General features: G+C 66.3%; 10 protein-coding genes and 1 riboswitch. Of the genes, 7 read left to right on the top strand and 3 right to left on the bottom strand.

Annotated features, from left to right (window positions below):
* Positions 1-169 precede the first annotated feature (169 nt).
* Positions 170-370 (bottom strand): succinate dehydrogenase assembly factor 4, encoded by a 201-nt coding sequence (locus VGR99_RS37875; protein WP_326905039.1) that lies wholly within the window; start codon positions 368-370, stop codon positions 170-172.
* Positions 371-556: 186 nt separating this feature from the next.
* On the opposite strand from VGR99_RS37875, the gene VGR99_RS37870 reads away from it, so the two are divergent.
* The 3 genes from VGR99_RS37870 to purH all read left to right on the top strand — a co-directional run bounded on the left by VGR99_RS37870 (position 557) and on the right by purH (position 5,549).
* On the top strand, positions 557-1,903 hold the full coding sequence (locus VGR99_RS37870; RefSeq protein WP_326905038.1) for an RsmB/NOP family class I SAM-dependent RNA methyltransferase: 1,347 nt from the start codon (positions 557-559) through the stop codon (positions 1,901-1,903).
* A gap of 170 nt (positions 1,904-2,073) precedes the next feature.
* Positions 2,074-3,792 carry a heparinase II/III family protein gene (locus VGR99_RS37865; protein ID WP_326905046.1) on the top strand — a complete coding sequence of 573 codons (1,719 nt, stop codon included), beginning with the start codon at positions 2,074-2,076 and terminating at the stop codon, positions 3,790-3,792.
* Between the two features lie 58 nt (positions 3,793-3,850).
* Positions 3,851-3,932, top strand: a riboswitch (ZMP/ZTP riboswitch).
* Between the two features lie 24 nt (positions 3,933-3,956).
* The gene (gene purH / locus VGR99_RS37860) at positions 3,957-5,549 is read left to right on the top strand and encodes a bifunctional phosphoribosylaminoimidazolecarboxamide formyltransferase/IMP cyclohydrolase (protein WP_326905037.1); all 1,593 of its coding nucleotides are present in this window, start codon (positions 3,957-3,959) and stop codon (positions 5,547-5,549) included.
* Between the two features lie 144 nt (positions 5,550-5,693).
* On the opposite strand, the gene VGR99_RS37855 is transcribed toward purH, so the two are convergent.
* A complete protein-coding gene (locus VGR99_RS37855; protein WP_326905036.1) occupies positions 5,694-7,079 on the bottom strand; it encodes an MFS transporter in 1,386 nt (461 codons plus the stop codon).
* Between the two features lie 101 nt (positions 7,080-7,180).
* On the opposite strand from VGR99_RS37855, the gene ggt reads away from it, so the two are divergent.
* Positions 7,181-8,932 carry a gamma-glutamyltransferase gene (gene ggt, locus VGR99_RS37850; RefSeq protein ID WP_326905035.1) on the top strand — a complete coding sequence of 584 codons (1,752 nt, stop codon included), beginning with the start codon at positions 7,181-7,183 and terminating at the stop codon, positions 8,930-8,932.
* A 99-nt stretch (positions 8,933-9,031) separates the two neighbouring features.
* Positions 9,032-10,327, top strand: coding sequence for an MFS transporter (locus VGR99_RS37845; RefSeq protein WP_326905034.1), 1,296 nt, complete (start codon positions 9,032-9,034; stop codon positions 10,325-10,327).
* Positions 10,328-10,442: 115 nt separating this feature from the next.
* Here the strand turns inward: VGR99_RS37845 and VGR99_RS37840 are convergent, their stop codons facing one another.
* Positions 10,443-11,108, bottom strand: a complete 666-nt coding sequence (locus VGR99_RS37840; protein WP_148752794.1) for a glutathione S-transferase family protein — start codon at positions 11,106-11,108, stop codon at positions 10,443-10,445.
* 160 nt (positions 11,109-11,268) lie between these two features.
* Here VGR99_RS37840 and VGR99_RS37835 point away from each other — a divergent pair, with 160 nt between their 5' ends.
* Positions 11,269-11,850, top strand: a complete 582-nt coding sequence (locus VGR99_RS37835; RefSeq protein ID WP_414645220.1) for a DUF2239 family protein — start codon at positions 11,269-11,271, stop codon at positions 11,848-11,850.
* Between the two features lie 90 nt (positions 11,851-11,940).
* Entirely contained in the window at positions 11,941-13,290 is a 1,350-nt protein-coding gene (locus VGR99_RS37830; RefSeq protein WP_326905032.1) for an MATE family efflux transporter, read from the top strand.
* The last annotated feature ends 92 nt before the right edge of the window (positions 13,291-13,382 follow it).

Raw genomic sequence — 13,382 nt, 5'->3', positions numbered from 1 at the left:
CCTTCGAAAGGCCGCAGCCAGATCAATCGAGGCTTTGGACAACGCTATCGCCCTCGCCATGGCCGCCTTCACCGCCCAAGAGTGCCTGAACTTCTTCGCCGCGGCCGGTTATGATCGCGTCTGATCAGAATCTGCTCTAGGGCTGAGTCGGCTGAACCGGCAAGGTGCCTTAAAAGTCCGAAGCGATACCTTTGCGCTCCCAATCCCCGTAGCGGGTGGGTTCAGGCCCCTTCGGTCCCTGCAATTCCTTGGGCGCCGCTCCAGCATGCGCCGCCGCTGCGGCCTGCCGGCGCGCTTCCGCCTCAGCCAGCGCTCGCTGGGCGGCCGGAGGGAGTTGCTTGCGATCGGGAACGGAGGGCTGGTCACTCATCGAGTCGTTCCTAGCGCAGGATCATGGCGCGTGCGAGGTGCAATATCGCATTGCTGAAATGGTGATCGTGGCCTGTAAACGCGAGAGCCCATTCTTACATTTGGCATATTCGCGTGCCAGAGATCGCCTTCTCAAGGCATGCGCCCATTGCGGCGGAACTGCCGCTCGCCAAGAACCTTAAGCCGCATGCCATCTCAACGTTTCGCCCCTCCATCCGAAGTGCCTGGTCTTGCGGCGCGGCGGATTGCCGCCGACATCGTCGACGGCGTGCTGCACAAGCACCGCACGCTTGACGACCAGCTCGACGGCGGCGGCGCCCATCCCGGACTGAAGACGCTGGCCGATCGCGACCGCGCGCTGATGCGCCGGCTCGTTGCGACCGTGCTGCGCCGGCTCGGCACGCTCGGCCACGTGCTGTCCCGCCTGCTCGACAAGGGCATTCCCACCGACGCACCGCGCGCGCAAAGCGCGCTGCTGATCGGCGCCGCGCAGATTCTCTGGATGGACGTGCCCGATCACGCCGCGGTCGATCTCTCCGTTCGCCTCGTGCAATCCGACCGGCGCGCCGCGCGCTATGCCGGCCTCGTCAACGCCGTGCTGCGCCGCTGCGCGCGCGAGGGCCAGGCGTTGGTCGAAGAAGTCGCCGCGCAATCGCTGGACCTGCCGCCCTGGATGCTCGCGCGCTGGAGCGCGCATTACGGTGAAGCGACCGCGCGGGACATGGCGCTGGCGCTCGGCCATGAGCCCTCGCTCGATCTCACCGTGAAGTCGGATGCCGCGCAATGGGCGAGCCGCCTGCATGGCGAGACGCTGCCGACCGGGACGGTGCGGATGCTGCTGCACGGCTCGGTGACCATGTTGCCCGGCTTTGCCGAAGGACAATGGTGGGTGCAGGACGCCGCCGCTGCCCTGCCGGCGCGATTGTTCGGCGACATCAAGGGCAAGTCCATCGCCGATCTCTGCGCCGCCCCCGGCGGCAAGACCGCGCAACTGGCGCAGGCCGGTGCGCACGTCACCGCGATCGACCGCTCGCCCGCCCGGGTCGCGCGGCTGCGCGAAAACCTGACGCGGCTGTCGCTCCAGGCCGAGACTGTCGTCGCCGACGCGGTGGAATGGGCCGGACCGGCCGAGGGCTTTGACGGCATCCTGATCGATGCGCCCTGCACCTCGACCGGCACGATCCGCCGCCATCCTGATGTCGCCTGGCTCCGGCAGGAATCCGACATTGCCACCCTGACTGCGCTCCAGCAGCGGTTGCTGAAGAAATCCGTCTCGCTGCTCAAGCCCGGCGGGACGCTGGTCTATTGCACCTGTTCGCTGGAACCCGAGGAAGGCGAGCAGGCCGTGGCCACGCTGCTAGCCGCAGAGCCTGCGCTCCGGCGTGTGCCGATCGCGGCGTCCGAGGTCGCCGGCCTCGACGAAATCATCACTGCCGATGGCGACCTGCGCACCCTGCCCAGCCATCTGCCGAACGCCGATCCCAAGCTCGGCGGGCTCGACGGATTCTTCGCGGCCCGGCTCGTTAAATCCTGATTTTGCACCGGTTTTTGCAACTTCGACGCTGATTCGTCCCGTTCAGGGTGGTGTCAGGCGGGCGATTTTGGGATTAATAAGGATTCGTTAATAAGGATTCGTCGGAATCCGTTCCCCCTTCAAGGCAAGGCGTGTCGGTCGCTCAACGCAGACGTATCTCGACGCTGGTGATGAACCGCTTCGCGCGGAACATGCTCGCGCGCGCGAGCGGCGGTTCGGTTGCGCTGTCGCGGGTCTGGCCCGGCCGCACCGACCGGCTCATCATCGCGCCGCATGATCTGCGCACGGCGGATGCGACGCGTGCCGCCGAGATCTATGCCGGCCGCTTCGTCTTCGCCGGCAAGATCGTCAATTGCCACGGCCGCTCGATCTTCGATCTCGAGCCGCCGTCGGAGGATTGGGAGGTCGCACTGCTCGGCTTCGGCTGGCTGCGCCATTTGCGCGCCGCCGACACCGCGCTGACGCGGGCCAATGCGCGCGCGCTGGTCGAGGACTGGATCGCCAATCCCGCCAACAAGCGCCGCCCCGTCGCGCGGCGCGCCGACGTGCTGGCGCGGCGCGTGATCTCGCTGCTGTCGCAGGCGCCGCTGGTGCTCAACGACACCGACAACAAGTTCTACCGCCGTTACTTGCGGGCGCTCGCGCGCGAGATCCGCTTCCTGCGCTACACCATGGTCGACATCCCCGACGGGGTGCCGAAGCTGCAGGTGCTGATCGCGCTGTGCTACGCGGCGCTGTGCCTCGCCAACCAGGCGCGGCACATCCGTAGCGCGTCGAAAAAGCTCTCGGATGAATTGCAGCGGCAGATCCTGCCCGATGGCGGCCACATCTCGCGCAATCCGGGCGCGCTGATCGAGCTCCTGATCGATTTGCTGCCGCTGCGACAGACCTTTGCCGCACGCAACATCGCGCCGCCGCCGGCGTTGCTCAACGCGATCGATCGCATGATGCCGATGCTGCGCTTCTTCCGCCACGGCGACGGCAATTTCGCGCTGTTCAACGGCATGAGCGCGACGCCGTCGGATTTGCTCGCGACGCTGCTTGCCTATGATGACACCCACGGCGCGCCGATGGCGAACATGCCGCATACCGGCTTTCAGCGCCTCGATGCCGGCCAGACCACGCTGATCATCGACACCGGTCCGCCGCCGCCGGCCGGCGTCAGCCACGACGCCCATGCCGGCTGCCTGTCGTTCGAACTGTCGTCCGGCATCAGCCGCATCGTCACCAATTGCGGCATGCCGACCACGGGCCGCGACAATTGGCGGCCGTTCGCGCGCAGCACCGCGGCGCATTCGACGCTGACCTATCACGAGACCTCCTCGTGCCAGTTCGTCGAGATGTCGGCGATGAAGCGGCTGCTGCACGGCTCGCCCGTCACCAGCGGCCCGGTCGAGGTCGAGAGCTATCGCGAGGTGGTGCAGAACGGCACGCTGCTCACGACCTCGCATGACGGCTATCTCTCCAAGTTCGGCGCGATCCATCGCCGTGTGCTGATGGTCGCCAATGACGGCGCGCGCATCGACGGCGAGGACACGCTGTCGCCGCCGCAGGGCGGGCGCTTCAGGGGCGCCGATGCCGATTTCGCGCTGCGCTTCCATCTGCATCCCGCGGTGAAGGCGAGCCGGCTGTCGGATGCGCGCGGCGTCATGCTGGTGCTGCCGAACCGCGACGTCTGGACCTTCGAAGCCCTGGACGACAAGGTCGACCTCGAGGACAGCGTGTTCCTGGCCGGCAATGACGGCCCGCGCCGCACCGCCCAGATCGTGATCCGGCAGGATGCGCGGCAGGCGCCTTCGATCCGCTGGAGCTTTGTCCGCTCCAGCGCCTCGCCGGCGGTCACCAATGCCCGCCGCAACGCCCGGCGCGAGCCGGAACTTCCGCTGTAAACAGGCGAATTCGGCCCCATCTCGTCGTTGTGAAAACGGCCGAAAGCTGCTATCGAGCGCTCGTTCGCGCGACTGGCGACCTTGGATGGAGCACCATCGGGAAGCGCGACACATATCCGCCGCGCGCCTGGGCATAGACACTCCCTTAGCAGAGGATCTTGCTCATGACTGACCATCCCCGCCGCGTCACCCGCGCCCTTCTCTCCGTTTCCGACAAGACCGGCCTGATCGAGTTCGCCAAGGCGCTTGCCGCGCATGATGTCGAGCTGGTCTCGACCGGCGGCACCGCAAAAGCGATCGCCGCGGCCGGCCTCAAGGTGAAGGACGTGTCCGACCTCACCGGCTTCCCCGAGATGATGGACGGCCGCGTCAAGACGCTGCATCCGAAGGTGCATGGCGGCCTGCTCGCGATCCGCGACAACAAGGAACATGCCGAGGCGATGAAGGCGCACGGCATCGCGCCGATCGACCTGCTCGTCGTCAATCTCTATCCGTTCGAGGCGACCGTCGACAAAGGCGCGGGCTTCGAGGATTGCATCGAGAATATCGACATCGGCGGTCCCGCGATGATCCGCGCTGCCGCGAAGAACCATGACGACGTCGCTGTCGTAGTCGAGGCCGAGGACTACAAGGCCGTGCTCGACGAGCTCGCCGCCAACAACGGCGCGACCACGCTGAAGCTGCGCCGGCGCCTTGCCGCGAAGGCCTATGCGCGCACCGGCGCCTATGACGCCGCGATCTCCAACTGGTTCAACCGCCAGCTCGAAATCGACGCGCCCGACTTCCGCGCCTTCGGCGGCCGGCTGATCCAGTCGCTGCGCTACGGCGAGAACCCACACCAGACCGCGGCGTTCTACGCGACGCCCGACAAGCGCCCGGGCGTCTCGACCGCGCGGCAGCTCCAGGGCAAGGAGCTCTCCTACAACAACATCAACGACACCGATGCGGCCTATGAATGCATCGGCGAGTTCGACGCCAGGCGCACCGCGGCCTGCGTCATCGTCAAGCACGCCAACCCCTGCGGCGTGGCGGAAGGCGCGAACCTCGTCGACGCCTATCGCAAGGCGCTGGCCTGCGATTCCACCTCGGCGTTCGGCGGCATCATCGCGATGAACCGCGCGCTCGACGCCGACACCGCGCGCGAAATCACGAAGATCTTCACCGAGGTGATCATCGCGCCCGACGCCAGCGAGGAGGCGATCTCCATCATCGGCGCGCGCAAGAACCTGCGCCTGCTGCTCGCCGGCAGCCTGCCCGATCCGCGCGCGCCCGGCCTCACCGCCAAGACGGTCGCCGGCGGCCTGCTCGTGCAGAGCCGTGACAATGCGGTGGTTGACGACATGACCTTCAAGGTCGTGACCAAGCGTGCACCGACGGACGCGGAGATGCGCGACCTCAAGTTCGCGTTCCGGGTCGCCAAGCACGTCAAGTCCAACACCATCATCTACGCCAAGGATCTCGCAACCGTCGGCATCGGCGCGGGCCAGATGAGCCGGGTGGATTCAGCGCGGATTGCGGCACGCAAGGCGCAGGATGCGGCCAACGAGCTGAAGCTCGCCGAGCCGCTCACCAAGGGCTCGGTGGTGGCATCGGATGCGTTCTTCCCGTTCGCCGACGGCATGCTCGCCTGCATCGAGGCCGGCGCCACCGCCGTGGTGCAGCCCGGCGGCTCGATGCGCGACGACGAGGTGATCAAGGCCGCCGACGAGCACGGCATCGCCATGGTGTTCACCGGCACGCGGCACTTCAGGCACTAAGCCTCACCACGCGCGTAGCCCGGATGGAGCATAGCGAAATCCGGGTTTCGCAATCCCACAACGACTGCCCCGGATTGCGCGGAGCCTGTCATCGGGCGGCGCTTTGCGCCGACCCGTTGGCTCCATCCGGGCTACGGACGGCGGTTAGTCCTTCACGCGCATCAACAGCCCGAACCCTGTCACGAAGAACACCACCAGCACGGCCATGCCGGCCTTCTGGCTCGCCGTGGCCGCGGTGATCACACCGATCAGCAGAGGACCGATGAAGGACGTCACCTTCCCGGTCAACGCGAACAGACCGAAATACTGCGCGATGCGATCTTTCGGCGCGAGGCGGATCAGCAGCGTGCGCGACGCCGCCTGCAGCGGTCCACCGGCCGCACCGATGAGACAACCCAGCACCAGATAAGCGCGCTCCGCCGCGCTCGAGAACAGCGGCGCGCCGGCCAGAGGCGGCGCGACCTTGACGAACAAGACGCTGTCCTTGTCGACCAGCAGGATCGCCGCCACCGACAGCAACAGGACCAGCAAGCTGCCAGCGATGACGCGCTTCGGCCCGAGACGATCATCCAGCTTGCCGCCGAGCCATGCGCCGAAGGTGCCGGCAATCGCAAGCATGATGCCGAAGGTGCCGATCTGGATCGTGTGCCAGCCGAACGTGCCCGCCGCATAGATGCCGCCGAACGCGAACAGCGACACAAGCCCGTCGGTGTAGATCATGTTGGCGAGCAGGAACGCCGCGAGCGACTTCTGCTGCGGCAGGCTCTTGATCGATTGCTTCAGCTCCGCCAGGCCTTCGCGCAGCGCCTCGCGCACCGGCCGTTTCGCCGGATAGTCCGGCGTGAACAGGAACATCGGCGTCACGAAGATGATGAACCATATCCCGGTCAGCGGTCCCGCGGCGCGATCGCCCTGGTGGGTTGCGGGATCGAGCCCGAACAGCGGCGTGAAGCCGAGCAGCGTGCGGCCGGTCTCGGGATTGGCTGCGAGGAAGCCGAGCACGATGATCAGGCTGACGATACCGCCGATATAGCCCGTGGCCCAGCCGGTGCCGGAGAGCCGGCCGATGCGATCCGGCGGCACCAGGGTCGGCATCATCGCATTGTTGAAGACCGTGGCGAATTCCGCGCCGACACTGGCGAGCGCGACCGCGGTGAGCAGGGGCGGAATGACCGAGGGATCGCCGGGCTTGCCGATCCACAGCGTGCAGGACGCCAGCACCAGCAATGCGCCGAATCCAGCGATCCAGGGCTTCCTGCGGCCCGAAGCATCCGCGATGGCGCCCAGCACGGGCGACATCAGCGCGATGGCAAGGCCCGCCGCCGCCATCGCAAAGCCCCACAGCGATTGCCCGGTGGCTGCATTTGGCGCGATGCTGGTGGCGAAATAGGGCGCGAACACGAAGGTCGTGATCAGCGTGAAGTAAGGCTGCGCGGCCCAGTCGAAGAAGATCCAGCTGACGACGGCCGAGCGCGGAGGATAGGTCCGCGGCGCGCCAGCCATGCGCGCATCCGGTGCGATCGTCGTCATTCCGTAGTCCCCATCACGAACAGTTTTGCCCCTCTTAGCGCAAACCGTATAGCATTACAGCGACGCGTTTGAATTGGCCCGAAGGCCCGGCGGAAATTTTGATGATGTCATCATTTTCGACACGGCGAACTTTTTTAGCCCTGATCGCCACTCTGGCGTTTGGTCTTGCATCAGCAACCGCGCAGGATGCACGACGAGGCTATGTCCCGCCCGCGCTCGACACCGTGCACGCCGTCCCGGCCGAGCATGGCATGGTGGTGGCGCAGGAGAAGATATCCGCGCAAATCGGCGCCGATATCCTGCGGCGCGGCGGCAACGCGATCGATGCCGCAGTCGCCACCGGCTTCGCGATGGCCGTGACCTATCCGCGTGCCGGCAATATCGGCGGCGGCGGCTTCATGGTGATCCATTCGGCGGAGCGCAACGAAGACATCACGATCGACTATCGCGAGACGGCGCCGGCGGCGACCACGCCGCAGATCTTTCTTGGGCCGGACGGCAAGCCCGAGCCGGCGAAGTCGCGCGATTCCGCACTCGGGGTCGGCGTGCCCGGCACCGTTGCCGGTTTTTCCCTGGCGGTGGAGAAATACGGCTCGGGCCAATTCACGCTGGCGCAATTGATCGAGCCTGCGATCGCGCTGGCGCGCGACGGCTTTGTCCTCACCGACGACATGGCCGACACGCTGACGACCTGGCACCCGCGCCTCAAGCGCTGGCCCGCTTCGGCAACGATCTTCTCACGCCCTGACGGCACCCCGCTCGGCGAGGGTGACCGGCTGGTGCAGAGCGATCTCGCCGAGACACTGTCGGCCATCGCAACGCAGGGGCCGCGCGGCTTTTATGAGGGGCCGGTCGCGGAAAAGCTGGCCAAGGCCATCTCCGATGCCGGCGGCATCATGACGCCGGCCGATCTGAAATCGTATCAAGCGGTGATCCGCGCGCCGGTCCGCGGCAATTATCGCGGCTATGACATCGTCTCGATGCCGCTGCCGTCCTCCGGCGGCGTGGTGCTGGTCGAGACGCTCAACATCCTCGAAGGCTTTCAGCTCGCCGATCTCAAGCAGGGATCGCCCGCCTCACTGCATCTGCTGATCGAGGCCATGAAGCGCGCCTATGCGGACCGCGCGCGCTATCTCGGCGATCCCGCCTTCGTCAACGCGCCGATCGAGACCCTTACCGCCAAGGACTACGCCGCCAAGCTGCGCGCCGGCATCTCCACGGATCGCGCCACGCCGTCGAAGCAGCTCGTTGCCGCCCCTCCCGCGCCGCGCGAGGGCACCAACACCACGCACTATTCCGTCGTCGACAGTCGCGGCAACGCCGTCAGCAACACCTATACGCTGAACTTCAGCTACGGCGTCGGTCTCGTTGCCGAGGGCACCGGTGTGCTGCTCAACAACGAGCTTGACGATTTCACCGCAGCGGTCGGCGCTTCCAATGCCTATGGCCTCGTCGGCTACGAGGCCAATCTGCCCGGGCCGGGCAAGCGACCGCTGTCCTCGATGTCACCGACCATCGTACTGAAGGACGGCAAGCCGGTGCTGGTCACGGGCTCGCCCGGCGGCAGCCGCATCATCTCCACCGTGCTCCAGGTGATCGTCAACGTGCTCGACTACAAGATGGACGTTGCCGCCGCCGTCGCCTCGCCGCGGCTGCATCATCAATGGCTGCCGGACGAGGTGCGCATCGAGCGCGGCTTTTCCGACGATGTCCTGCGTGAGCTGAAAGCGATGGACCACGTCGTCGTCGAGCCGATGGGACAGACGTCAGCCAATTCGATTCTCGTGACGCCGAACGGTGCGCTCGGCGCGCCCGATCCGCGCACGCGCGGCGCGGAGGCCGCGGGACAGTAACATCGCCGTTGCATGGCACGGTCGCGCGCGCCCGCTTGCGCGCGCTGCCGCCCATGCTACCACCGCGCCGGTTTACAAGAAACTGCCGGGGAAACGCACATGACCACAGCCGATCCGAACCAGCGCATCGAGCGCGCCGAAATCGAAGACACCAGCCTTCTCGCCTTCTACCGCGACATGAACCCGTCGGAGCGGCGGACGTTCTGGGCCTGCGCCGCAGGCTGGGCGCTCGACGGCATGGACTTCATGATCTATCCGCTGGTGATCGGCACCATCATCGCGCTGTGGAAGGTCGATGCGGCCTCGGCCGGCCTTGCCGGCACGGTGACGCTGCTGGCCTCCGCGATCGGCGGCTGGCTCGGCGGCTACCTCTCCGACCATATCGGCCGCGTCAGGACGCTCCAGATCACCATCATCTGGTTCTCGTTCTTCTCGCTGGTCTGTGCCGTCGTGCAGAATTTCGACCAGCTCCTGATCGCGCGCGCCGTGCTCGGTCTCGGCTTCGGCGGCGAATGGGCTGCGGGCGCCGTGCTGATGGGCGAGGCGATCCGGCCGCAATATCGCGGCCGCGCGGTCGGCTCGGTGCAGTCGGGCTGGGCGGTCGGCTGGGGCCTTGCGGTGCTGTCGCAAGCCATCCTGTTCTCACTGATGCCGGCGGAGACCGCGTGGCGCTGGATGTTCGTGATTGGCGCGCTGCCGGCGCTGCTGGTGTTCTACATCCGCCGCTCCGTCACCGAGCCTGAGGTTGCGGCCGAAGCGCGGGCCAGGCAGGCCGCCAGCGGCGATCGCCCGGCGCTCTGGGAGATTTTCTCCGGCCCGATCCTGAAGACCACGATCCTGGCCTCGCTCGCCGCGACAGGCTGCCAGGGCGGCTATTACGCCATCACGTTCTGGGTGCCGCAGTTCCTAACCAAGGAGCGCCATCTGTCGATCGTCGGCTCGACCGGCTATCTCTCGACGCTGATCATCGGCTCCTTCATCGGCTATCTCGTCGGCGCCTGGCTCGCCGACCGGATCGGACGGCGCAACCTGTTCCTGATCTTCTCGATCGGCGCGATGGCCGTGGTGCTGCTCTACACGCAGCTGCCGCTGACCAACGAGATCCTGTGGGTGCTCGGCTTCCCGCTCGGCTTCTTCGCCTCGGGCTATTTCTCCGGCATCGGCGCGTTCCTGACCGAGCTCTATCCGACACGGCTGCGCGGCTCGGGCCAGGGCTTCTGCTACAATTTCGGCCGCGGCATCGGCGCGCTGTTTCCGTTCCTGGTCGGCGCGCTCTCGGCGACGACGTCGCTTGCCAATGCGATCGCGATGTTCGCGGTCGTGGCCTACGCGCTGTTCTTCATCGCAGCCTTCGCGCTGCCGGAGACGCGCGGCCGCGTGCTGCACGCGGACTGATATCGGACTGTCATTCCGGGGCACGCGAAGCGTGAACTCAGGTGCGCAATTGCGCACCTGAGAATCTCGAGGTTCCGGGTTCGCCCTTCGGGCGCCCCGGAACGACGGGGAATTGCTACCGCCCCACCTGATACGGCCCGCCCTTTTCCAGCGCACGCGCATAGGCCGGCCGCGCATGGATGCGCTCCAGGAACGCCATCGCCTTGGGATGGCCCTGCTCGAGACCGCCGCGTGCTTGCGCAGCTTCAAGCGGAAAGCTCATCTGGATATCGGCGGCGGTGAACTCGTTGCCGGCGAACCACTCGCTCTTGCCAAGCTCGCCTTCCCAATAATCCATGTGCTGCTTGAGTTGCGGATTGACCAGCGCGGTCAGCGCCTGATTCGAGACCTTGCGCACCAGCGGACGCAGCAGAGCCGGCGCGCGCTTCGGCATCAGCGTGAACAGCAGCTTGAGCAGCAGCGGCGACATCGCCGAGCCTTCCGCGTAGTGCAGCCAATAGGTGAAGCGCAGCCGCTCCGGCGTGTTCGGCGGTGGGATCAGCCGGCCGTTGCCGTAAGTGGCTATGAGATATTCTATGATCGCACCGGACTCGGCGATGGTGTTGCCGTTGTCGGTGATCACAGGCGACTTGCCGAGCGGATGGATCGCGCGCAACTCCTTCGGCGCACGCATGTCGGGCTGACGCTGATAGCGCACGATCTCGTAGGGCACGCCCAATTCCTCGAGCAGCCACAGCACGCGCTGCGAACGGGAATTGTTGAGGTGATGAACGGTCAGCATCGCGAGGTCCCCGGGGCTAGGCGTGATCAGTCGCGTACCTGCCAGCCCGGGACCGCAATGTCGAGACATCCGGACGGATATTTTCACCCGGGTATATTGACGTTTATAATTTACCCGGGTATTAAACCACCCCAACGTCATCAATATGGCAATGATTTCAATGCAACAGACTTTCACCGCCTTCCAGGGGCCGCGCCGCCTGGTGTCCGGGCCGGCAGGCGAGGTCGCACTCGTCGTCAAGCGGGTGGCGCCGCGGCCGGACGAGGCCATCATCATCTTCGAGGACGCCACCGGCCGGTCGATCGACTTCGATCTGCGCGGCGGCGACCGCGAGGTGCTGGCGCGCCTGGCGAAACTGATCCCGCCGCCGGTCGAGGAGGCCGCACCGTCGGCCGAACCGCGCGGGCGCGGCCGGCCGAAGCTCGGCGTGGTCGCGCGTGAGGTGACGCTGCTGCCGCGGCACTGGGAATGGCTCAACGCACAGCCGGGTGGCGCCTCGGTCGCGTTGCGAAAGCTCGTCGACGAGGCCAGGCGCGTCAGCGGCGACAAGGACCGCGAGCGGCAGGCCCGCGATGCGGCCTATCACTTCATGTCGACCATGGCCGGCAACCTGCCGCAGTTCGAGGAAGCTTCGCGCGCGTTGTTTGCGGATGATCGCCGACGCTTCACCGGACTGATCGCCGATTGGCCGACCGACGTCCGCGACCACATCGTCAAGCTCGCCTACAGCGACCGCGCCTAAGGCGCGCTCTCTTCTTCAACCCTATCGACGGCCGGGCCGCGCGTGCTTCGCGCGGCAACGGCTTCGCGCGCCCTGATGAAAGGCAAACCCATGTCGACACCCACGCCACTCTGGACCACATTCCTCCGCTTCCTCGCGCCCTTGATGTTGAGCAATGCGCTGCAATCGCTGTTCGGCACCGTCAGCAACGTCTATCTCGGCCAGATGATCGGCGTCGACGCGCTCGCGGCCGTCTCGGTTTTCTTCCCGGTGATGTTCTTTCTGTTCGCCTTCGTCATGGGCCTCAGCACCGGCGCCACCGTGCTGATCGGCCAGGCTTATGGCGCGGGTGAGCACGGCAAGATTAGAAGCGTGGTGGGCACGACGCTCGAGGTCGGCCTGCTGCTGTCGATATCGGTGGCGCTGGCCGGCGGGATCTTCAGCCGGCAACTCATGATGATGCTTGCGACGCCCGCGGACATTCTCGATCAGGCCAGCGCCTATGGGCGCATCATGCTGCTGACGATGCCGCTCGGCTTCGTCTTCCTGCTGATGACGGCGATGATCCGCGGCGTCGGCGATGCGCTCACGCCGCTGCTGGCGCTGGCATTATCGACGGCCATCGGCCTGATTCTGACGCCGATGCTGATCCACGGGTCGCTCGGATTGCCCGCAGCCGGCATCACCAGTCCGGCCTGGGCGGCCGCGATCGCCAACGCAGTGACCTTGCTCGTGCTGGCCGTCTATCTGCTGCGGAAAAAACATGCGCTTGCGCCGGACGCCGCATTGCTGCGTCATATCAGGCTCGATCGCGCCATGCTGGGAAAAATCCTCGGCATCGGACTGCCGAGCGCAATCGGCATGGTGGTGATGGCGATCGCCGAGTTGGTGCTGCTCGGCCTCGTCAACGGCTATGGGTCCGACGCCACCGCTGCCTATGGCGCGGTCAACCAGGTGATGGGCTACACGCAGTTCACGGCGATGTCGATTTCGATCGCGGTCTCGATCCTCGGCGCGCAGGCCGTCGGCGGAGGCGATAGGGCGCGGCTCGACGGCATCGTGCGCACGGGCCTTGCGTTCAACCTCGTCCTGACCGGCGGGCTGGTGACGCTGATCTACCTCGCGCCGCGCGCGGTGCTCGGCATCTTCATCACCGACGGCGCCGTGCTCGATCTGGCGAAGGGGCTGCTCTACATCGCCCTGTGGAGCTCGGTGCCGTTCGGCCTGGCGACGACGTTCTCCGGCGCCATGCGCGCCGCCGGCGTGGCGCTGACGCCGATGCTGCTGTCGATCTTCGCCATCGTCGCGATCGAGCTGCCGTCGGCGATCATCCTGAGCCGCATGATCGGCCTCGAGGGCGTATGGGCCGCTTATCCGATCGTGTTCTGCGCCATGTTCGTTTTGCAGATGGGCTATTACCTGGTGGTGTGGCGCAAGCGGGCGATCCGGCGTCTGATCTGACCGGATCATCAAAGTATTATGACCATCATTAAACGGTGGACCTGTTGCGCGCGCTGCGCCACAATGGATGAAAAGCCAGATCAGAAAGTCGG

The organism is Bradyrhizobium sp. (genome assembly GCF_035935975.1).
Lineage (GTDB): Bacteria > Pseudomonadota > Alphaproteobacteria > Rhizobiales > Xanthobacteraceae > Bradyrhizobium.
The sequence above is the reverse complement of the archived record's forward strand: the minus strand, read 5'-3'. Positions and strand labels throughout refer to the sequence as shown.